The organism is Desulfomonilia bacterium, from assembly GCA_036567785.1.
GTDB lineage: Bacteria > Desulfobacterota > Desulfomonilia > UBA1062 > UBA1062 > DATCTV01.
The window spans coordinates 98,671-121,449 of record DATCTV010000034.1; the positions used below are offsets into that span (position 1 = coordinate 98,671).

At 49.2% G+C, this 22,779-nt stretch carries 18 protein-coding genes; 12 read left to right on the top strand and 6 right to left on the bottom strand.

Going from position 1 to position 22,779, the window contains the following annotated elements:
• Positions 1 to 31: 31 nt before the first annotated feature.
• Complete coding sequence (locus VIS94_08785) at positions 32 to 1,015, bottom strand: NAD-dependent epimerase/dehydratase family protein (protein ID HEY9161167.1); 984 nt, start codon at positions 1,013 to 1,015, stop codon at positions 32 to 34.
• A 215-nt stretch (positions 1,016 to 1,230) separates the two neighbouring features.
• Here VIS94_08785 and VIS94_08790 point away from each other — a divergent pair, with 215 nt between their 5' ends.
• Positions 1,231 to 2,523, top strand: a complete 1,293-nt coding sequence (locus VIS94_08790; protein HEY9161168.1) for an amidohydrolase — start codon at positions 1,231 to 1,233, stop codon at positions 2,521 to 2,523.
• Positions 2,524 to 2,546: 23 nt separating this feature from the next.
• On the top strand, positions 2,547 to 3,845 hold the full coding sequence (locus VIS94_08795; GenBank protein ID HEY9161169.1) for an amidohydrolase: 1,299 nt from the start codon (positions 2,547 to 2,549) through the stop codon (positions 3,843 to 3,845).
• Between the two features lie 390 nt (positions 3,846 to 4,235).
• Here the strand turns inward: VIS94_08795 and VIS94_08800 are convergent, their stop codons facing one another.
• Positions 4,236 to 5,459 carry a mandelate racemase/muconate lactonizing enzyme family protein gene (locus tag VIS94_08800; protein HEY9161170.1) on the bottom strand — a complete coding sequence of 408 codons (1,224 nt, stop codon included), beginning with the start codon at positions 5,457 to 5,459 and terminating at the stop codon, positions 4,236 to 4,238.
• Positions 5,460 to 5,601: 142 nt separating this feature from the next.
• Between VIS94_08800 and VIS94_08805 the strand changes: the two genes are divergently transcribed.
• From VIS94_08805 to VIS94_08815, 3 genes are all read left to right on the top strand, one after another.
• A complete protein-coding gene (locus VIS94_08805; GenBank protein HEY9161171.1) occupies positions 5,602 to 6,933 on the top strand; it encodes a glutamine synthetase family protein in 1,332 nt (443 codons plus the stop codon).
• 284 nt (positions 6,934 to 7,217) lie between these two features.
• Complete coding sequence (locus tag VIS94_08810; protein HEY9161172.1) at positions 7,218 to 8,219, top strand: metallophosphoesterase; 1,002 nt, start codon at positions 7,218 to 7,220, stop codon at positions 8,217 to 8,219.
• A gap of 79 nt (positions 8,220 to 8,298) precedes the next feature.
• Positions 8,299 to 8,952: a 4'-phosphopantetheinyl transferase superfamily protein gene (locus VIS94_08815; GenBank protein HEY9161173.1), complete on the top strand. Its 654-nt coding sequence runs from the start codon at positions 8,299 to 8,301 to the stop codon at positions 8,950 to 8,952.
• Here the strand turns inward: VIS94_08815 and VIS94_08820 are convergent.
• Entirely contained in the window at positions 8,949 to 10,427 is a 1,479-nt protein-coding gene (locus VIS94_08820) for a hypothetical protein (protein ID HEY9161174.1), read from the bottom strand. The genes VIS94_08815 and VIS94_08820 overlap by 4 nt on opposite strands.
• A 93-nt stretch (positions 10,428 to 10,520) precedes the next feature.
• Between VIS94_08820 and VIS94_08825 the strand changes: the two genes are divergently transcribed.
• The 5 genes from VIS94_08825 (at position 10,521) to hpnA (ending at position 16,283) form a co-directional block, all read left to right on the top strand.
• Entirely contained in the window at positions 10,521 to 10,859 is a 339-nt protein-coding gene (locus VIS94_08825) for a YhbY family RNA-binding protein (protein ID HEY9161175.1), read from the top strand.
• Positions 10,834 to 12,249, top strand: coding sequence for an FAD-binding oxidoreductase (locus VIS94_08830; protein HEY9161176.1), 1,416 nt, complete (start codon positions 10,834 to 10,836; stop codon positions 12,247 to 12,249). The genes VIS94_08825 and VIS94_08830 overlap by 26 nt, the downstream gene beginning before the upstream one ends.
• A gap of 69 nt (positions 12,250 to 12,318) precedes the next feature.
• Positions 12,319 to 13,542 carry an LL-diaminopimelate aminotransferase gene (locus VIS94_08835; protein HEY9161177.1) on the top strand — a complete coding sequence of 408 codons (1,224 nt, stop codon included), beginning with the start codon at positions 12,319 to 12,321 and terminating at the stop codon, positions 13,540 to 13,542.
• A gap of 84 nt (positions 13,543 to 13,626) precedes the next feature.
• Positions 13,627 to 15,276, top strand: coding sequence for a phosphoglucomutase (alpha-D-glucose-1,6-bisphosphate-dependent) (gene pgm / locus VIS94_08840; GenBank protein ID HEY9161178.1), 1,650 nt, complete (start codon positions 13,627 to 13,629; stop codon positions 15,274 to 15,276).
• Between the two features lie 26 nt (positions 15,277 to 15,302).
• On the top strand, positions 15,303 to 16,283 hold the full coding sequence (hpnA, locus tag VIS94_08845; protein ID HEY9161179.1) for a hopanoid-associated sugar epimerase: 981 nt from the start codon (positions 15,303 to 15,305) through the stop codon (positions 16,281 to 16,283).
• A gap of 85 nt (positions 16,284 to 16,368) precedes the next feature.
• Here hpnA and lon read toward each other — a convergent pair whose 3' ends face one another.
• Both lon and VIS94_08855 read right to left on the bottom strand, forming a co-directional pair.
• Positions 16,369 to 18,729, bottom strand: a complete 2,361-nt coding sequence (gene lon, locus VIS94_08850; protein ID HEY9161180.1) for an endopeptidase La — start codon at positions 18,727 to 18,729, stop codon at positions 16,369 to 16,371.
• A gap of 20 nt (positions 18,730 to 18,749) precedes the next feature.
• A complete protein-coding gene (locus VIS94_08855; protein HEY9161181.1) occupies positions 18,750 to 19,151 on the bottom strand; it encodes an Hsp20/alpha crystallin family protein in 402 nt (133 codons plus the stop codon).
• A 444-nt stretch (positions 19,152 to 19,595) separates the two neighbouring features.
• Here VIS94_08855 and serA point away from each other — a divergent pair, with 444 nt between their 5' ends.
• Positions 19,596 to 21,170 (top strand): phosphoglycerate dehydrogenase, encoded by a 1,575-nt coding sequence (gene serA, locus VIS94_08860; GenBank protein HEY9161182.1) that lies wholly within the window; start codon positions 19,596 to 19,598, stop codon positions 21,168 to 21,170.
• Positions 21,171 to 21,183: 13 nt separating this feature from the next.
• Entirely contained in the window at positions 21,184 to 22,461 is a 1,278-nt protein-coding gene (locus VIS94_08865; GenBank protein ID HEY9161183.1) for an adenylosuccinate synthase, read from the top strand.
• A gap of 68 nt (positions 22,462 to 22,529) precedes the next feature.
• Here VIS94_08865 and VIS94_08870 read toward each other — a convergent pair whose 3' ends face one another.
• Positions 22,530 to 22,718, bottom strand: a complete 189-nt coding sequence (locus VIS94_08870; protein HEY9161184.1) for a zinc ribbon domain-containing protein — start codon at positions 22,716 to 22,718, stop codon at positions 22,530 to 22,532.
• Positions 22,719 to 22,779: the final 61 nt, after the last annotated feature.

Genomic DNA, 22,779 nt, shown 5'->3' on the forward strand with positions numbered 1-22,779 from the left:
CTGTTTTGAAAAAGGCAATCTGCCGGCCGGGTTAATTCCTTTTACCGTAGTGTTCCTTAACCCAGGGTCCGATCTTTAGCATGGCTTCAGGATAGGAAACCGTTGTCTTCCATCCCAGCTCCTTTTTGGCCAGCGTATTGTCTACATCCATATCACGACCCATGATGTCGACCGACATGCGCGTAACGGGCGGACGTATGCCAAGGGGCGTGAAGACCATGTCGCATAGCCACGCAATCGCCCTGGCTGCGCGGTAGGGAATGGCAGGACCCGGCTTCTTTCCTATTAATGCCCCGAGATCAGTGACATAGCGCTTCCAGGTTACGTCCCAGTCATCGCGCAGCTGGTAGATTTTGCCTTTGGCGATATCCTTTGTGCCTGCGAGAATGATTCCATTCACCAGGTTGTCTACATAAATTAGGCTGGCGCTGTAGATACCGCCGTCGAAAAGCGGCACAGGCATGCTGAGCATTCTTTCCACGATATCTTTTACCCAGACGCTGCCCGGGCCGGTTACATTGGCGGGACGTATTATGGTGCATGCAATTCTGCCAGCATCGTGCGCTTTCATCACGAGACCTTCCGCATCGAGCTTGGCGTCTCCATAGGGCAGCCCGCATTTAACCGGCGTGTCGCTCTCCCTGAAACCCTTTATATGGCGCGCAAAGCCTATTGCGGCAATGGAGCTGATATAGACGAAACGTGAGGCATGACCTATGGACTCTTCCAGAATATACCTTGTGGCGTCATAAATTGCCGTGTAAAAAAGCTCTTTTCTGCCCCAGTCAGTGACCCGGCCTGCAAGGTGAAAGACCGTGTCAATATCATCACACAGACCCTGAAGAGTGTGCGGCTTCAAGAGGTCTCCGCGTCTTACATCGCAGCCGAGCTTAAGAAGCCCCTCAGTGTTTTCCCCTGGCAGTGCTAGCACACGGACCGTATGGCCCTCTCTGAGCAATTCCCCGGTCAGGACTGAACCGATAAACCCTGTCGCCCCTGTTACCAATGCTTTCATAAGCACCTCTTGAAAGGTTTCTGGCAAAGGGTATTATCCCACAGAGGAGTCTGCCTTACAAGCAAATGATTCCCCGTGACCGGGTATATATCTCTGATATTTTTTAGCTCTGAGAAGATGTTTTATTAATGGTCCTTTACGTCTAAATATAACCTTTTATCTCATCATAAATGATGTTAATTTGCTTTTCATCACAATACTTTCGGGAGCCTGTAATGAAGAGAATCGCGGTAAGAGGAGCTTACATAGTGGAAAATGCAAACAGGATTTCTACTGACGGGTACGTGCTCGTCGAAGACGGTATAATTTCCGGCGTCACAAAGAAGCTGCCTGAGGGCGAATTCGAGGTGATCGGCGGCAGGCACGACATTGTCCTGCCCGGCCTTGTAAATGCACATACGCATGCCGCTATGACCCTCTTCAGAGGCATCGGGGATGACATGAAGCTGGAAGTCTGGTGGAACAAATACATGTTTCCGCTTGAAAAGAGGTTTGTAGACGGTGATTTCGAATACCTTGGCATGATGCTGGCCTGCATCGAGATGATAAGAAGCGGCACGACTGCATTCTGCGACGGCTATTTTTTCTCAGATGACGGTGCAAGGGCAGTGAAGCAGGCAGGCCTAAGGGCATGGATCGGCGATGTCATCAGCATATACCCGACGCCTTCGGTGAAGGACCCGGCCGCGGCATTCGAGATGACCGAGGGGATCATCTCAAGATGGAAAGACGACGACATGGTTAAGCCCACGGTCTTTCCTCATGCAGTGTATACGAACGATCTGGAATATCTAGGGAAGGCCCACGAGCTCGCCTGCAAGCACGATGTCATCCTGCAGACGCACATAAGCGAAACAGACCACGAGGTGAGTGAATGCAGGAAAAGGTTCGGCATGTCGCCCGTAAAGGCATACAACAGCGTCGGATGCCTCTCTGAAAGGGTGGTTGCCGCACACTGTGTGGCTGTTGATGACGAGGATATAAGCATTCTCGCCGAGAGAAAGGTGACGGTCGCCCATTGCGCAAAAAGCAACAAGAAACTTGCCTCTGGAATCGCTCCGGTCGATAAAATGCTGAAGGCGGGCGTCAGGATAGCGATAGGTACTGACGGCTGCGCGAGCAATAATAATCTTGATATGTTCAGCGAGATGTCCACGGCGGCGAAGCTTCACAAGGTAAAGGGCCTCGATCCTACCGTCATGAATGCACACGAGGTACTCGAAATGGCGACACTGAACGGCGCCCGCATGTTCAGGATCGAAAACGGGGGAAGGATCGAAAAGGGAAGCCCGGCTGACATCATCGTTCTCGACGGAAACGCACCCAACCTGGTCCCTGTATATAACCCGGTATCGCATGCCATCTATGCGGCTCACGGCACGAACGTCAAGGATTCGATAATCGCTGGCAAGGTGGTGATGAAGAATTTCAAATGCCTTACCATCGACGAAAAGGCCGTCATCAGGGAATGCCGCAGACTGCAGAAAAAGATCGCAAAGAAACTTTGACGATCTCAAGAAGGGTTCAGTACTTGAAAAAACTTGCCGTTAAAGGAGCCTACATAATAAGGAAGCCGTCTGATTTCATAAAAGACGGCTATGTGATCATTGATGGAGGTACGGTAACCGACATAACAACCAAACTGCCTGAGGGAGAATTCGAGATAATCGGTGGTGCGCACGACATAGTAATGCCGGGCCTCATAAACACGCATGGCCATGCGCCCATGTCTTTATTGAGAGGTGTGGCCGACGACCTCAGACTTGAGGACTGGCTCTTCAACCACATATTCCCGCTTGAGGCTAAATTCGCAGACGCCGACTTTGTCTATATGGGTACGATGCTCTCGTGTCTCGAGATGATCCAGACCGGAACCACGGCCTTTGCCGACGGGTACATGCTTTCGGATTATGTCGGTAAAGCCGCTCAAGAAGCAGGGATGCGGGCCTGGCTGGGCGAAGGTCTTGTGAAATTTCCCACAAGATACATCAATGACCCGGCAAAGGCCTTTGATAAACTTGAAGAATATGTTTTCAAATGGAAAGAAAATCCTCTCATCAGGCCTACCGTGTTCGCCCATTCGGTCTATAGCTGCGAACCCGCTCAGCTTCAAAGGCTTCAGGAATTCATAATAAAAAATGATATCCTGATGCAGATTCATGTAAGCGAAACAGATACCGAAGTGGATAACTGCAGAAAAGAGTCCGGCGTCTCGCCTGTGGGGCTCCTTGACAAGCTGGGCTGTCTTTCGGACCGTATGATAGCCGTACATTGCGTGGCTGTCGACGACAGCGATATTGATATGCTGGCAAAGGCCGGGGTGTCGGTAGCCCACTGCCCCAGGAGCAACAAGAAGCTCGCTTCAGGCATAGCCCCTGTCGATAAGATGGAAAAGGCAGGGATTAATGTCACGATAGGCACTGACGGCTGCGCATCCAACAACAATCTTGACATGTTCCAGGAAATGGCTACCGCGGCGAAGCTGCACAAGGTCGACAGCCTTGACCCTACCGTGCTTGGCGCCGCGGACGTGCTAAAGATGGCTACGATAAACGCTGCAAAAGCACTCAGGTTTGAAGGCGGCGGGCGCATTGAAAAGGGAGGCCCGGCTGACATCATCGTGCTCAACGGTAATGCATCGAATCTGGTCCCTGTCTATAATCCCGTTTCACACACGGTCTACGCGGCGCACGGCCTCAATGTAAAGCACTCGATAATTGCAGGCAGAGTCGTGATGAAAGACTTCAAATGCCTCACCATCGACGAAGACGCTCTCATTTCCGAATGCCGCAAGATAAGCGATAAAATAGCCGCGTATAAAAAGCCCTGATTTTCCTGGCGCTACTCCATTTTTTTAGATTTATCAGTTCACTTTTAAGGCCGCTTGATGAACTCTTCACAAGTCATCTTTCATTCTTCGGACGACAAACAAGGTTTTCATAACATGATATTATATCCAGCATACGCTCAAGTGTCATCATTGCGGGTTACTTTAAAAAATATGAACCACGAAGAACACGAAGAGAATCAAATAGAATCAGTTTTCTTCGTGTCCTTCGTGCTCTTCGTGGTTAAAAATCATTTTGTTATATTGCCTTGAAAAACATTTGCTTATAGACAGTTATGGCTGATAAGCAGTTAAGCAGAATAAGAGGTTGAAAGGTTCTGTTTAACAGTTCTTGAGCTTCATAACTTAACAGCTTCTTATTTCCTTCCTGCCTCAGGCCTCTTTTCTTTTCTTCAAATCCAGTGCGGCTTTCAGGCCTTTTTCACGTATCACCTTGATCTTGAGCCCGGTCTCAGAGAGGCGGAAAAAGCGTTTGCCGTATTTCTTGAGAAGCCTTTCATCGATATCGAAACCCAGCCCCGGTTTTCTGAACGGCTGCAAGAACGCGTTTTTATCAGGCAGAATCGGCGCGATTATCCCCTCGCGAAACTCGGGAATCCACGAGGGCTCTTCGAGCGGATATTCCAGTGGCAGCATGTTTCCCGGGTCGGCCAGCACCATATTCCAGTTGACGTAAAAGCCTATGCCGTTCGTCCATGTGTGGGGCGAATATTCCCGGCCCTTTTCATGGCATGCATCGATCACCTTTTTCACCTGTGCGATGCCGCCTGCAAAGGTCGCATCCGGCTGATATACATGGAAGCAATCCTTTTCGAGCATGATCTTTATCTCGTCCCAGCCGTAATTGAGCTCGGCCCCGGAAATCTTTATCTTCGAGATCTTTTTAAGCGCTGCGTTGTCGTCGTAATTGCGCGACTCTAGCGGCTCCTCCAGCCAGAGAAGGCCGTTTGCATGGCAGGCCTCGGCAAATTCCGTCGCACGCTTCAAATCCCAGTTCGGTATCTTATCGACGATGGATACAGGCCAGCCCTGGTTGGCGTCAACCCCGAGGCTCATCTTGCCACTAAGACCTTTTGAGACTGTTTCTATGTGGCGGATGTCTTCTTTCAATTCCCTGCTTTTCACCCGCAGCTTTGCGGTCTTGAACCCCCGCTCGCGCATGGCCAGCAGCTCGTCAACCCTCCTGTCCGGGTCATGTATCTCTCCTGTCGAGCAGTAAACCTCTATCGGCCGCGCTGTGCCTCCCAGAAGCTCATAGACAGGTTTTCCCTGAGCCTTTCCAATTATGTCCCAGCATGCGGGCTCTATCCAGAAATTGCGCCAGCCCAGAATCCCGGCCTGTTTGAGCAGATCCTGGGTCTTTTCAATATCCATAGGGTCGGCGCCAATCAGATAAGAACCAATCAGGTCGCCGAGCCCCTCCCGCTCGGTTCCCATAGCGGAACCTGCACTGTAACCCTCTATGCCGTCATCAGTAATAAGCTTTACAAGCGTAAACTTGTTGTGGGTCTGCGGATAGCCCGGTATCCATGTCGGCCAGAATGTGGCCTTTAGCGGTACGGAAACATGCCATAATTCAATTATCTTGATTTTCATATTAACATCCCCCTTTCATCACATAATATATACTCGAAAAACTAATTATAAAACAATTTTGCTTGGATTAAGTATTATATTCTTATATTGGTTTAAGCATTCAATTGATGCCGTTTGGCAAAAAACATGAGAGGTGAGAAATATGCTGTCATGCAAAAACAAAAATGATGTCTTTGCTGCCGTTAAAGAATTCAACGTAAGTTTCATACAGTTCTGGTTCACCGATGTCCTGGGAAGGCTCAAGAGCTTCAGCGTCACACCGTCCGAACTTGAAGAAGGAATGGAAGAGGGCATGGGATTTGACGGCTCGTCGATTGAAGGCTTCGCCCGCATCCATGAGAGCGATATGATTGCGAAGGCCGACCCGGAAACCTTCCAGCTCATTGCATGGCGGCCGGGAGACAGGCCGGTGGCCCGGATGTTCTGCGATATAGTAAACCCTGACGGCAAACCCTATGACGGATGTCCGCGCTGGGCTTTAAAACGCATACTGAAAAAAGCTGCATCAATGGGCTACCAAGTCTTCATGGGCCCTGAACTCGAATATTTCTATTTCGCCAGTGAAAAGGCGCCCGAGACCATAGACAAGGCCGGGTATTTTGACGGGCTTCCCATCGACCTGGGCATCGACATCAAACGGGAAACGATATTCGCGCTTCAGAAAATGGGCATAGAGGTTGAATACAGCCATCACGAGGTCGCACCATCCCAGCACGAAATCGACCTGAAATACAAGGAAGCCCTTGTGATGGCTGATACAGTCATGACCTACAGGACAACGGTAAAAGAGATCGCACGTCAGAAAGGCGTCTACGCCACCTTCATGCCGAAGCCGATTTTCGGCGAAAACGGTTCGGGCATGCATGTGCATCAGTCCCTGTTCAAGAACGGGAAAAACTCATTTTTCAACGAGAAGGACAAGTACCATCTGTCGGATACAGGAAAACATTACATAGCGGGAATTCTCACTCATGCCCCCGAGATCACGGCCATCTGCAACCAGTGGATCAATTCCTACAAGAGGCTTGTCCCCGGCTACGAAGCGCCTGTCTATGTCTCATGGGCTCGCAGGAATCGCTCGGCCATGGTAAGGGTTCCCATGTACAAGCCAGGCAAGGCCAACGCCACACGCATGGAATACCGTTCTCCCGACCCGGCATGCAACCCGTATCTCGCATTTGCGGTAATGATTGCCGCAGGACTGAAAGGAATTGAAAACAAATACAAACTGCCCGAACCGATTGAAGAGGACATCTTTGAAATGAATGAGAAAGAGCGCGAAAAAGCAGGCATCATTTCACTTCCCGGGAGTCTTCACGAGGCAGTCTGCGAGCTTCAGAAGAGCAAGCTGGTCCGCGAAACCCTCGGCGACCACATTTTCAATAAATTCATCGAAAACAAGAAAAAGGAATGGGATGCTTTCAGTACCCATATAAGCGCATTCGAAATAGAAAACTACCTGCCCGTTCTGTAAATGCACAAGGGTTCCTGCTTGTTGAAGCAGGAGCCCTCTGAGACAAAGCGAGCAAAACAGCATGGCACTCAATTGATATTCAACCTTACCAAATATCTCATCAAGACCATAATTTTACCGGATGTGGAATAAATTTACTCCTTCTTGCCTGATCATCGTTTTGATAATTCCGATAGATCATATGTATTCATTAAGTTATAATCCTTATCCGAAGGTATGCCGTTTGCATGAATTGAGACATTGAGAACTTACAGGACAGTATCTTGAATCAAGGGGAGGTTGGAATGAAGATATCAAATGGCAGAGGATACTCAAGAAGGGACTTCATCAGGCTTACCGGTAAAGGTGCAGGGTTTGTCGCTTTGTCATCCCTGCCGCTCGCGCTTACCGCATGCGATCCTGACAGATATTTTTATTTTGCCGTAATTGCTGACACTCATATAATAGACGAGTTCTATAAGGGTCCGGAAAGCAACCCTGTTGACACCGAATCCATGTTCAAGACTGCCGAGCGCTATACGGCGGCAAGGGATGTTATCAACAGCCTTGATCCGAAAATCGAGGCCGTTTTCATCGCAGGCGATTATATCCACAATTACCCTTCAAGGGATTATGATTTCTATTTCAGCAACAGAACCCGTTTCGACATAGTAAAAGAGATTACCGCCGGTTTCAACATGCCTGTATATCCATGCTTCGGAAATCATGATTATGACCTTCCCGACATACCGCTCGAATTCTCGCATGCGCTTTTCAGGGAAAAATGGGGGCTTGATCCCTATTATTATATTGACCTGAAGGGATTCCGCTTCATCCATTTGAACAACTACTTAGGCTGCTCAATGGACCCGGAAAGCGGAAAATATAATAACGATCTCGGCTCGTTCGGTGAAGAGCAGCTGCTCTGGCTCGAAGCGCTGCTTGCGGAAAAAAAGCCCAGCTTCGTCTTCTTCCATCAGCCCATGATCATGATAATGCCTAATGAAATCGGCGACCTTGATGTCTTTTCCGTGCTGAACAAGCACAGGAATTGCGTAAAGATGGTCATTGCAGGCCACTGGCACAGATGGGTGGACTTCAGCTGGCTGTTCGGCGTCAGGCATATGGTATGCGCATCGACCCGCTATGACGGCGACAGCTACATGATCATAGAGGTTGACAGGCAGACACAGGGATTCCGTATCCTCAACTGGCCGTGCTACCAGTGGATCACATTCAATACCGCCCCGTACACGCAGAGTCAGCACAAATATCTTGCAAAAGGGGCCTGGGCAAAAAATACATAAAAGAGCCTGTGAGAGTTTTTAAAATTTTTGCCCTTCAGTTATTCTTTATTTACGCCGATTAATTGACCTAGCCATGATTATGAATAATCCATTCCCGGCATATGTCGGTTATGCAGCCCTCACCCCGGAAACCGCACGCGATTTCGTGCTTTCCAGTGAGGAATCCAGCCTTCTGGGACCCAAGGCGGTAAAAAAGAGACGGGACGAATTTTATCTGGGGCGGGCGGCCTGCAATGCGGCGCTCAAATCAATCGGAATAGAAAATCCCGGGCCAGTCCTCAAAGGCCCATCCAGCGAACCTCTGTGGCCCAAAAACATAATAGGCGCCTTGAGCCATTGTCCAGGGATAGCTGTCTGCGCCGTATGCCATGATAATATGCTCATGGGGCTGGGTATCGATATTGAAGAGCTTCCCGGCGACATGCCGCAGGATGTCATCAGGCTGGTCTGCACCGGAAAGGAAATGGAATGGGTAGGAAACGAGACTTATAAGATGAAAATGATCTTTTCCGCCAAGGAGGCGGCTTTCAAGGCGTTCTTCCCGTCCGTGGGCGTGTACATGGATTTCAAGGATGCAGAACTTCATTGGAACGAGCAAAAAACCGCCTTTGATGCCAGACTTTTAAAAAAGTATCTTCCGTTTGAAAAGGGGTTTTCCTTTGAAATAGGGTGCAGAATAAATTCCCGCTATATACTGAGTTATATCATGCTTAAAAAGCAGCCGGCGGTTTAGAACTTATCCACCAGTTCCTTCGGCCTGCCTATGCTCGACTTTATCTGTATGACCTTGCCGCTAACCGGGTCCCTTGGTATCATGTCCAGTATCTCGCCCTCGAAGGTCATCCTTCCGGCAAGCCCTTCGCGCTCCATGTTGAACTCCATGATCTTCACCAGATCCTCGGGTGTTATCGTGCCGGGCTTTTCCGGTACAATTCTGAATACGGCCTTGTCCCTTTCGACCTGGTCGATCTGATACTCCTTGAACCCCTGCATATTGAGCGCCGGAACAAGGAAGATATACGGATGGACAGGTTCATAACCGCCGCCTGGTTTTGATATGAAGAGTATCTCTTCTGTCCTGCCCTCGACAGCTTTTATTTTCGGAAGCCTGTTTCCGCATGTGCAGCCGGCATCGTCCATGATGACACGATCGTTGACCTCATACCTGATCATCGGTTGTGCGTATGTGTACAGATTTGTTACGAGCACCCTGGTACTGGATTTTCCGGGCGGCACAGGCTTGTAGTTTTCGTCTACCGGTTCGAAGATTACCAGATCGCTGTTTATATGCATGCCCGAATGCAGTTCGCATTCCCTTGCCATGATGATGCTCTCGCACGCGCCATAGGTGTTGGTCACGTCGATTCCAAAGGCCTTCCTCACCATTTCCCGTGTCTTGTTGCTGAGCGGTTCGCTGATCGAGATTATCGAACACCTCGAATCGTCGAACCTAAGTCTGAGCCTTCCCTCGAGCTGTTCATATGCGAGGTAGTTGAGCGAACTCGGGTATATCTGGATGACGTGCGGCTGGAATTCGTTGAGCTGCTCCACCAGCTTGTCAAGCGGAGTGAATATCGAGAAGAACCTGTTTTTCATCAGAGGATGGTCTTCTACCGTGCAAACCCTGAATGTGACCACAAAGCTGGCCGAATGGCTGTTGATGAGCATGATGTTGGCAATCTTCAGCGGTTTGTAGACAATCGATTTGAGAAGAGTCAGAGGGTTGGCCGCGTCATTGCTGCCTCTGGACATTGCGACTGCGAACACATTCCTGAATTCCTCCCAGTGGTAGCCCATAATGGCCTTCTCTCCCGTGGTTCCGGAGGAGTTGAGGATCACGAAATCGTTCTTGTAGTTGACGGATGCGTTCTCGGGGATCTTGAGGTATTCGGTCAGGTCTTTTCTGTTGAGCCTTTTGTCAGTGACCAGCCTGTCATAATTATCCATCATCTTTCTTTTTGTGAGCGTCGGCAGGTCGGTTATGCTGCACGTGTCTATATTGATGCCCTTGTAGTGTTCCCTGTAAAACTCGGAATTTGCTACGGCATGCTTGATCAGACGCCGGAATTTAAGCTCCTGCAGTTTCGTAATCTGTTCAGGATAAAGATGCAGGTTTCTGTCGAATTCCCTTTTGAGCTTAAGGGTCTTCAGGACTTGTTTTGTGTCTGTCCAGTAGTACCTTGCCTTCTCAAATAAACTTGCTTCCATAACAATTTCCTGCCATTTACAATTTTATTTTCTGAGGATTATAGCACAGATAACTCTTGATCGCATAAATAAATTTAACGGGCGGTATAAATCATGCGGAAGCTTAAAGGATTTGAAAGAACATACCTGAGAGGGCTGGCTCACAGTTTAAAACCGGTTGTGCAGATAGGAAAAAACGGCCTGAAAAATGAGGTGGTGGGATCCATCGAAGAGGCCTTTTCGACAAGAGAGCTGATCAAGATCAAATTCAATGAATTCAAGGAGGAAAAAAAGACCATCTCAAAAGAGATCGAGGAAATCACCGGAAGCGAGATGGTTGGCATGATAGGCAACATCGCAATCTTTTTCAAAGAAAACGACGATGAAACAAAACGCAGGATCAAACTGCCTGCAAAGGTTACCTCCCGTGGAATACACAAATCTAAACAGTGAAATCCTTGACGGTCTTGCCGCTATAGTCGGCCCCGGCAATGTCATGACCGAAGCGGAACTTATTGAGCCCTATTCCCATGATGAGTTCGCAGAAAAAGATATCAGGAGGTTGCCGGCCTGCGTTGTCAGGCCCGGAAGCACAGGCGAGGTAAGTAAGATACTCAATCTTGCGGACATTCATAGAATTCCTGTGACCCCCAGGGGAGGCGGAACCGGTTTGTGCGGCGGCTGCGTGCCCGTTTCAGGCGGCATAGTTCTTTCGCTTGAAAGGATGAAGAGAATAATCGATATCGACAAAACCAACCTCATGGCGGTGGTCGAAGCCGGAGTAACCTTGAGGGAATTCTATGAAGCGATAGAAAATAGCGGCCTTCTGTTCCCTCCGCATCCGGGTGATGAAGGTGCGCAGATAGGAGGACTTATCGCCACTAACGCAGGCGGGGCGCGTGCAGTTAAATACGGGGTGATAAGAAATTATGTGCGCGGCATGGAGGTGGTCCTTGCCGGCGGAAAGGTTATTGAACTCGGCGGCAAGCTCATGAAGAGTTCAACCGGCTACAGCCTGCTCAACCTTATGACAGGCTCTGAAGGAACCCTGGGGATTGTCACGAAAGCGACACTGAACCTTACCCCGCCTCCCGGGGCGATGTTCACCCTGGTGGTACCTTTCAAAACAATAGCCGACGCAATCAGGACAGTGCCGTTGATACTTATTAATCGCATAATTCCCATGGCTGTTGAGTTCATTGACATGAAGGCAATAACCGTAACCGAGCGGTATTTGAACAGGAAATGGCCGTGTGAAGAAGGAGAGGCGCATCTGATGTTTATTGTGGATGCCCCTGACAGGGACGACCTTCTTGAGCTTTCGGGCCGGATTTCGGAGATATGCCTTTCCGAAGGTGCAATCGATGTCTATGTGGCCGATGACAGCGAAAAGCAGAAGAACGTGCTCACGATAAGGAGCCTCATGTACGAAGCCCTTCACGACCACATGATCGATCTGCTCGACGTGTGTGTTCCCAGGGCTTCAATCGACAGGTTCGTGAATGAAGTCCGCGAGGCAGAGAAGGCCTTCGGGGTATGGCTTCCCGTTTACGGGCATGCGGCGGACGGTAATGTCCATGTGCACCTGATGAAGGATGCATGGGATGACGGGGTATGGAAAGCGATTCCTGATTCCCGTAATAAGGCTCATGCAATAAGGGACCGGCTGCATGAGGCGGGCAGAAGGCTTGACGGAGTAGTGTCCGGCGAACACGGGATAGGCATTGTCAAGAAACAGTATATGCCATTATTCCTTGATGCCGCTCAGCTGGAACTCATGAAGGGAATCAAAAAAGTTTTCGATCCTAACGGGATAATGAACCCAGGCAAGGTGATCCCATGAACATGACTTCGGCTTGACGGCATGCATGAATTGCCGGTAGAAAAATGAAAATAAATTTCAGAGGGGACCATGATAAGATTAAATGAAAACTATTTGAAGCTTCAGTCATCATACCTGTTTTCGGAGATAGCAAAGCGGGTGGCCGCTTTCCAGAAGGAAAACCCCGGCAAAGAGGTCATCAGGCTGGGTATCGGTGACGTTACCAGGGCCCTTCCCGATGCGTGCATAGAGGCGTTTCACAAGGCAACCGATGAGATGGCCGATGATGCCACATTCCGCGGTTACGGCCCTGAGCAGGGCTATGACTTTCTGCGCGAAGCGATCGCCAGAGAAGACTTTCAGGCAAGAGGCGCTGAAATAAGCGCGGATGAGGTGTTCGTAAGTGACGGCGCAAAATGCGACACCGGAAATATACAGGAGCTTTTTGCAGGCGACATCAACGTTGCGATACCCGATCCGGTCTATCCGGTCTACATAGACACAAACGTCATGGCGGGAAGAACAGGGAAATACAAAGATGGCCGCTACGACGGCGTCACATACCTCGACTGCACCAAGGAAAACCATTTCGTGCCGGAGCTGCCCAGAGAGCCTGTCGACCTGATTTACCTCTGCTTTCCAAACAACCCGACCGGCGCCACCATCACAAAGGCTGAACTTGAAAAATGGGTCGATTATGCAAGGAAGAACAGGGCGCTCATAATCTACGATGCAGCCTATGAAGAGTTCATCCGGGATGAAGAACTGCCAAGAAGCATATTCGAGATAAAGGGTGCGCGCGAAGTGGCGATAGAGTCACGCAGCTATTCCAAGACAGCAGGCTTTACGGGTGTCCGCTGCGCCTATACAGTGATACCTAAAGAGTGCATGGCCTATGATGCGGCCGGGAATAAACATCCCTTGCACGGGTTCTGGAACAGGAGGCATACGACCAAGTTCAACGGGGTGAGCTATCCGGTGCAGCGTGCGGCTGAAGCCACATATTCAGAAGAGGGGAAAAAACAGGTCAAGGAGCTGAGCAACTATTACCTGGAAAACGCAAAGCTCATCAGGCAGACCGTTACAGGACTCGGTTTGGCATGTACCGGCGGCGAAAACTCTCCTTATATATGGGTGGATACTCAAAGAGATTCCTGGGAGTTCTTCAGCATGCTCCTTGAGAAGGCAGGCGTTGTAACCACACCCGGCGCCGGATTCGGCAGATGCGGTCAGGGCTTCATCCGCATCAGCGCATTCAATTCAAGGGACAACGTTGAAAAGGCCCTTACCAGGATCAAAGAGGCGCTTAAATAGTCCTCATGCCGACATATGAACACTTTGAAGATTTGCCGGTCTGGAAGGAAGCAGCCAGCCTTTATAATATAAAGGAGGTGTATAATGGCTATCAGCCCATTGGCAGGAAAGAAGGCCCCGGCCCAAATACTCGCAAACATCCCGAAACTGATAAGCGCCTACTATGTCATAAAACCCGATCCTGAAAATCCCGCCAATCTCGTAGAATTCGGGACTTCGGGGCATCGCGGCATGTCAATGAACGGAAGCTTCAATGAGGCGCATATCCTGGCCATCACACAGGCCATCTGTGAATACCGCAAAAACAAAAATATTACAGGCCCGCTGTTCCTCGGCATGGATACTCATGCGCTTTCAGAACCGGCCCATTCAACGGCGCTTGAGGTGCTGGCCGCAAACGGCGTCGATGTCATGATAACTAAGGAATACACCCCGACCCCTGTCATCTCGCACGCCATCCTGACCTATAACAAAGGAAGAAATTACGGGCTTGCTGATGGTATCGTTATAACACCTTCACATAATCCCCCTGACAACGGCGGCTTCAAATACAATCCTCCCAACGGAGGGCCTGCCGATACCGATGTAACAGACCATATTGCGAAAAGGGCGAACGAACTGCTTAAAGCAGGAAATAGGAACGTAAAGCGTATTCCCTTTGAAAAGGCGATAAAGGCTCCTACAACACATGAACATGATTATATCTCGTCCTATGTGAACGACCTTAAGAATGTTGTGAAAATGGATATTGTTAATGCAACGGGTCTTAAGCTGGGGGCAGATGCGCTGGGCGGCTCGGGACTTGGCTTCTGGCAGGTCATTGCGGATGTCTACGGTCTCGATATTGACATCATGAACAATCATGCAGATCCCACATTTTCTTTCATGACGGTGGATAAGGACGGGAAGATACGCATGGACTGCTCTTCGCCCTATGCAATGGCTGGCCTTATAAGCCACAAGGACAAATATGACCTGGCATTCGGAAACGACCCCGATTTCGACAGGCACGGCATTGTCACAAAAAGCGCAGGGCTGCTTAATCCCAACCACTATCTCGCTGTGGCCATAAATTATCTCTTTGCCAACCGGCCCGGCTGGAAAAAAGATGCCGCAGTGGGCAAGACCCTGGTCAGCAGCTCGATGATCGACCGCGTTGCATCCAGGCTCGGCAGAAAACTGAGCGAGGTCCCTGTCGGATTCAAGTGGTTCGTTGACGGTCTTATTGACGGCTCTTACGGCTTCGGCGGTGAAGAGAGCGCAGGCGCGTCATTCCTGAGGCTTGACGGGACTGTATGGACGACGGACAAGGACGGTATCATAATGGACCTGCTCGCTGCAGAGATACTTTCAGCCACAGGCAAAGACCCGGCAGAACATTATCGTGAATTGACCGAACTTTTCGGAAACCCTGTTTATGAACGCACCGATACCGCGGCAAATGCCAGAGAGCGAAGCATCCTCAAAAAGCTCGCCCCTTCGCAGATAACAACGGAAACCCTGGCCGGTGAGAAAATCACTTCAATCCTGACGAATGCACCGGGCAACGGCGCGGCTATTGGAGGACTAAAGGTCACTGCGGAAAACGGCTGGTTCGCAGCAAGGCCATCCGGAACCGAGGACGTTTACAAGATTTACGCCGAAAGCTTCAAAGGTAAAGATCACCTGGAAAAAATTAAACAAGAGGCGCAGGATATCGTCAACTCGGCGTTCGCTGCTTCGAATGCAGGATAAGCCCTGAAAGGGAGGCCTCAAAAATCATGAAAAAGCTTGTCACCGGCTCGACCGGATTCATCGGTTCGGCAATCGTCAGAGAACTTCTCAAGGAAGGCGTTGAGGTAAAGGTCCTGACAAGAAAAACAAGCAATACGCGCAATATTGACAACCTCGATGTCGAGAAGGTTTATGGAGACATCCGCGACAGCGATTCCATGAAAAAAGCCCTTAAGGGTTGCGATACCCTTTATCTTACGGCCGCATATTTCGCGCACTGGGCACCGGACCCGAAACTGCTTTACGATGTAAATGTGGGAGGAACCAAGGCGACAATGCAGGCTGCTCTCGAAGCGGGCGTTGATAAGATCGTCTATACAAGCACGAATAATGCCATTGCCGCAAGCGGTCCCGTACCTGCAAACGAAGAGAAGGCCTTTAATTACTGGGAAGCGCGCGACCACTACTCCATGTCCAAATATATTGCGGAAAACGAGGTAAGGATTTTCATCACGAGAGGACTTCCGGTCGTTATTGTCAATCCCACGCTGGTCATCGGCGTGAACGATATAAAACCGACACCGTCAGGTCAAATGATCATAGATGTCGCCAGACGAAAGATGCCCGGCTACATAGACGGCGGTGTGAACATCATCGATGTCGAAGATGTCGCCAGAGGCCACATCCTCGCGGCGAAAAAAGGCAGGGTTGGTGAAAGATACCTACTGGGAAACAGAAACATAACGGTTCATGATTATCTTTGGCTTATTGCGGATATTGCGGGAGTGAAACCGCCCGCCTTGAAACTGCCGTACCACCTTGCGCTTGCGTTCGGATATGCGTTCGAACTAATTGCAAATCTGACGAAAAAGCCCCCTGTCGTGACAGCCAGCGAGGTAAGGATAGGTAAAATGACCGAGTGGTATGACTGTTCAAAGGCGGTGAACGAACTCGGCCTGCCCCAGACGCCGATCGATGTGACTATCAGAAAGGCTCTCAACTGGTTCAGGGAAAACGGTTATCTTTAGAGATATTCTATATTGGATCAGACTGAGGGACAGAGAGTGAGCAGCAAAGATTCAAACCTGCTGCTCACTTATCGACAGGATTTAACTATTTAACAAAAACCAGTTCCAGCACTTCATCCATATTGCTTACGGGATGGAAGTTTATTTTCTTGCGTACCTCTGTCGGTATATCCTCGAGGTCCTTTTCATTATCCTTCGGGATGATTATATCGAATATCTTGTTTCTGTGTGCGGCAAGGGCCTTTTCCTTGAGTCCGCCGATAGGAAGCACCTTGCCCCTCAATGTAATCTCACCGGTCATCGCTATGTCTTTCCTGACCGCCCGGTTGGTAAGCGCGGAGATTGTAGCAACCGCCATTGTTATTCCGGCGGAAGGACCGTCTTTGGGAATCCCCCCGGCAGGCACATGGATATGTACATCCTTTTCCTTGTTGAAGCTTGGGGAAATCCCGAGCTGTTCCGCACGTGAACGGATATATGATATACCTGCCTGTGCAGATTCCTTCATGACGTCTCCAAGATGTCCGGTAAGGACAAGTCCGCCGCCCTTTCCGTCCTGGCTCTGCACCACCGAGACTTCTATATAAAGGATCTCGCCGCCGAACTGCGTCCAAGCAAGACCTGTCGAAACGCCCACTTCGTGTTCCGTTCTCTCCTGTTCCGGGAGGAATTTCTGAACACCGAGATAATTGTGTACGTTTTTGGCAGTCACCCTGTATTTCTTTTTGCGCTTACTCTCTTTTTCTGCGATGTCGCGGGCGATCTTTCTGCAGATCGAACCGATTTCACGTTCAAGATTCCTTACACCGGCCTCTTTTGTGTAATGGTTGATTATGTCGAGTATCGAATCGTCTGAAAAATCTATGTCCGCTTCGACCATGCCGTTTTCCTTGATTTGCCTCGGCACAAGATAGCGTTTTGCAATCTGGAGCTTTTCATGATCGGTATATCCCGGCAGCTCAATGATCTCCATACGGTCTCGAAGCGGTCCCGGAATCGGGTCAATAAGATTTGCTGTAGTAATAAACATGACCTTTGAAAGGTCGAAGGGGACATTCAGGTAATGATCCTGGAAGCTGAAGTTCTGCTCAGGGTCAAGGACTTCAAGCAGTGCGGACGAAGGGTCTCCCCTGAAATCCTGGCCTATCTTGTCGACTTCATCAATCATGAAGACAGGGTTGTTGGAGCCTGTATGCTTTATTCCCTGTATGATTCTGCCGGGCAGTGCGCCGATATAGGTACGTCTGTGCCCCCTGATCTCAGCCTCGTCCCTTACTCCTCCGATTGACAGCCGGTAGAAGTTTCTTCCAATAGACCTCGCTATCGAACGGCCCAGAGAGGTCTTTCCGACACCCGGAGGCCCTACGAAACAGAGGATGGCGCCTTTCTTGTCAGGATTTAGTTTCCTAACAGCAAGATATTCGAGGATCCTCTGCTTTACCTTTTCAAGGCCGTAATGGTCTTCTTCCAGTACCTTGTCCGCTTCCTTTATATTGAGCTTGTCGTCAGTGGATATTGACCAGGGAAGCTCCACCATCCAGTCGAGATATGTCCTGATGATATTCGCCTCGGCGGAATCGTGGTGCATCATCTTGAGCCTGTCAAGCTGCTTCGTTGCCTCTTTTGCAACCTCTTCAGGCATTTTGGCCTTGTCGATCTTCTGCCTGTACTCATCGACCTCCTTGCCCTTGTCGTCGACCTCGCCCAGTTCGTTCTGTATCTGGCGCATCTGCTCGCGGAGGAAATATTCCCTCTGGGTCTTGTTCATTTCGTCCTTGGCCTGATTCTGTATCCTTGCCTGAACCTCGGTAAGTTCCATCTCCTTGGTAAGCAGTGAATTTACATGCTTGAGCCTCTCGATCGGGTCGACTATTTCCAGGACATTCTGGGATTCGTCCACCTTGAGCCTGAGGTTCGATGCAACCAAATCGGCAAGCCTGCCGGGATCATCGATCGCCTCAAGAATGGAAAGGGCGTCCGGCGAGACGATGCCCCTCAACTGGAGTATGCGCTCGGATTGTTCCTTTACGGATCTCATAAGCGCTTCTATCTCTACGGTGAACTCCTTGATCTCGGGTTCTTCAATCCTTTCGATGTCGACTGTATAGAATCCCCTGTCGTCCTTAATGAAGTTTTTGATCCTCGCCTTTGCAACACCCTGTACAAGTATCTTCACCCTGCCGTCCGGAAGTTTCAGCATCCTTATCACCATGGCAATTGTCCCCATGGTATAGATCTGTTCGGGTTCAGGCTCTTCAACGGAAGAATCCTTCTGCGCCACCAAAAAAATAAACCGGTCCTTGTTAAGAGCCTCATCGACAGCCTTTATCGAAAGCCCGCGGCCTACAAACAGCGGGAGTATCATATATGGGTAGATAACTACATCCCTGACCGGCAGCAATGGCACGTTGCCAGGGATTTCTATTGCCTGCTTCTCATTTTCCATTCGTCTCTCCTGAAAAAGTTCTATTTTACCTCTATACGCTTAACCATCTCCACCTTGTTTTCCGAACGCGCGATTCTTACCGTCAAAACCCCGTCCTTGAATTTTGCGTCAATATTTTCAAGGTTGAATCTTTCCGGAATCTCAAGTTCACGGCTGAATCCGCCAAAGCTCCTTTCCATTCTGATATATCTTACCCCGCCCCCTGAAAGCGGGTCTTTTTTCATGCCGCTTATTCTTAACGTATTGCCGATTATCTCCACATTGACATCTTCCTGCATAACCCCGGGAATTTCCATCTCGATAAAAAGATCATCGGAACTCTCATATACGTCAATCGAGGGATAACAAATACCCAGCCTTTCTTCCCCCATTTCCGGTCCGAGCAGAAAGCCCATTATTTCCTGAAACTTAAGGTTTATCATAATTTTCTCCGCAAATTATTATAAGGTTCTTAATAGGACTACATCGGGATATGTCAAGCATCCCTTAAATTTATTATTAGGGACGCTTTCCTCCCCAGGGATTTTTTTCCGGATTCTCATGACAATCGCTGCAGAAAGCTTTAGGGTCGATGTGACCGCAGCCGTAACTCCACAAGTCGAATATACGGCATTTTTCACATAATGCACGAGAACATCCGTCGCACAAAACGACGGCTTCCCTAAACCCGCACTTTTCACATATCCGGCTGTTTCCTGATAGAATCATTTTCCTACTCTCTTAATAATATTAACAGAAATCGTATGATTCAGGGAGCTCTAATAAATATAATATATAACTATAATTTATAATTCTATATTGTTGACACGTTCAAGGCCATTTGTTAAAAGTTCGACGGTTTTCCATACTTTCTTAGGGGGTGCCGCTTGAAAATTCTGGTAAGTGATAAGCTTTCAGCACGAGGAGAAGAAATACTTAAAGAAGGTGGACTTAAAGTCGACGTAAAAACGGGCCTTAAACCTGATGAACTCAAAGAGATTATCGGTGATTATGACGGCCTAGTCGTAAGATCCGCCACAAAGGCGACAGCAGAGATCATTGCTGCCGGTAAAAAACTCAAGGTAATCGGTCGCGCAGGCGCGGGTGTTGACAATATCGATTCTGAAGCAGCAAGCAAACAGGGTATTGTTGTCATGAACACACCGGGCGGCAATACGGTAACGACTGGAGAACACGCAATCGCAATGCTTATGGCTCTTACACGTTTTATTCCCCAGGCAACCGCTTCAATGAAGGCTCAAAAATGGGACAAAAAAAGTTTTGAAGGCCGCGAGGTCTTTAACAAGACTCTGGGAATAGTCGGAATCGGCAGGGTAGGGACAATCGTTGCGACAAGGGCGATTGGCCTCAAAATGAATGTTATCGCCTATGACCCGTTCATATCGAAAGAAGCCGCGGACAATATGGGCGTTGAGCTGGTTTCTCTGGATGAACTCTATGCAAGAAGCGACTACATTTCGGTTCATACCCCCAAATCAAAGGATACAATAGGGCTTCTGGGAAAAGATGCTTTTGCCAAGATGAAAAAAGGTGTCATGGTCATCAATTGCGCAAGGGGTGGAATCGTTGACGAAAAAGCCCTTATCGAAGCCCTCGATTCAGGAAAGGTGGCAGGCGCGGCAATTGATGTGTTCGAGAAGGAACCGCCTGAGGACTGGTCTCTTCCTCTTCACCCGAAGGTCATCTGCACACCGCATCTCGGTGCTTCCACGGAAGAGGCGCAGGAAAACGTGGCAATAGCCATAGCCGAGCAGATAGTCGATTACCTCAACAATGGCGTTATCAGAAACGCAGTGAATGCGCCTTCGGTAGGGCCGGATATGCTTCCCAAAGTAAAACCCTATATTGAACTTGCCGAAAAAATGGGGCTTTTCATGGGCCAGCTCATTTCCGGAAGGATCCGCAAAGTCAACGTCAATTATTGCGGCGGGGCTTCCGGCATAGAGACGAAACCGGTAACGATTTCAATGCTCAAAGGGCTGTTTGCGGCCATCATGGATGACGTCAATTTTATCAATGCGCCCATTATAGCCAAAGAGCGCGGCATAGAAGTCGTTGAATCCAGAACCGAGAAAGAAGAAATATTTACAAACACCCTGGAACTTGTAGTCCATCTTGATACAGGTAAACGCTACCTGGCAGGCGCCGTCTTCACTCAGGACGACCTCAGAATAGTCAAGATAGACAATTATCCGATAGAAGTCACCCCGGAAGGCAATATGCTCGTTATCTACAATAAAGACCTGCCGGGAACCGTCGGAAAGATAGCTTCCACTCTGGGAGATGATAAAATCAATATCGCAAGACTTTTCCTCGGCAGGGACAAGAAGAAAGGCACCGCGATAATAATCATCAATCTGGATGCGGAAGTGCCTGAGTCTGTTGCTGAAAAGATCAGGAATGTTTCAAACACCCTATCGGTTCAAAAGGTTACAATCTGACAGGAGAATAATAATGGCGAATCTAGTAATTGTCGGCGCGCAGTGGGGAGATGAGGGCAAGGGAAAGGTCGTTGATCTCCTTACGGAAAAAGCCGACCTCATCATACGATTTCAGGGTGGAAACAATGCAGGTCATACTCTTGTAATAGGCGACAACAAGGTCGTGCTCCACCTTATACCTTCAGGCATACTTCATAAAAACAAGATGTGCGTGATCGGTTCCGGCGTTGTGCTGGACCCGGAAATCCTTCTTGGCGAAATAGATGCGTTGAGATTGAAAGGGCATGAGGTTTCACCGGAAACGGTTGCAATCAGCGACCGGGCTCATGTTATCATGCCTTACCACAAGGTGATCGACCATGCCCGTGACGCTGCACGTATCGGTACGACAGGCAGAGGGATCGGGCCCGCATATGAAGACAAGGCCCGAAGAACAGGCATACGCGTGATAGACCTTATCAATCCAGGACTGTTAAGAAATAAAATCGAAGCCTTCTGGGATGAGCGCCAGGAATATATAACAAAAATCCTCAAGGCCAAGGCCCCGGACAAGGATGAACTCATCGAAAAACACATAATATTGGGAGAACGTCTGAAACCATTTGTTACCGATGCCTCAATCCTTATCGACAAGGCAGTCAGGTCAGGCAAAAGTCTTTTATTCGAAGGAGCACAGGGTGGAAATCTCGACATGGACTTCGGGACATATCCATTTGTCACATCTTCAAACACCATTGCAGGCGCCGCCTGCACCGGTTCAGGTATCGGGCCAACCAGGATTGACAAAGTCCTCGGCATTTGCAAGGCATACACGACGAGGGTCGGCGGTGGTCCTTTCCCGACTGAACTGACGGATGAACTGGGCGAAAGGCTGCGCGCCTTCGGCGGTGAATATGGTGCGACAACCGGAAGGCCCAGAAGATGCGGATGGCTTGACCTTGTGGCGCTAAGACACACAGTCCGCCTCAGTTCAATAAGCCATCTTGCCATAACAAAGCTCGATGTCCTCTCAGGTCTTGAAACGTTAAAGGTCGCCACGGCCTACAGATCAGGAAATACGGTCATGGAAAGTATGCCGGCCGATCTGGAGCTTTATCCCGAAATTGATATTGCCTATGACGAACTCCCCGGATGGGAAGAAAATATTTCAGACATAAAGAAATTTGATGATCTTCCTGCAAGCTGCAAGGCATATATCGCGTACATTGAAAATAAGCTCGGAGTTAAGGCTGCAATAATATCAACCGGACCGAAACGGGATCAGACGATAATCGTAGAAGATTTATTATAAAACAAAGGGCCGGAAAACCGGCCCTCTTTTTTTATCATGCAGCGCTGACCGCGCTGCTTCCATCAGCCTCAGGTTGGACCGCACGAAGTCGACGAACATGTTCCGCACCCGGATTTCCCCGAAGCGGTCATGGACATTTTTTTTATTACATCCTCTGATTCGCATTTGGGACATTTGATCTTATCTTTACTGCTCAAAGAAACCAGCTTTTCAAAATCATTATCGCATTTTTTACATCTGTATTCATAGATGGGCATGGTCCTCTCCTTTCGTATTTTTTGAGTAGTGCCTGAGCTTTATTTTGTCAAGGTATCCCAT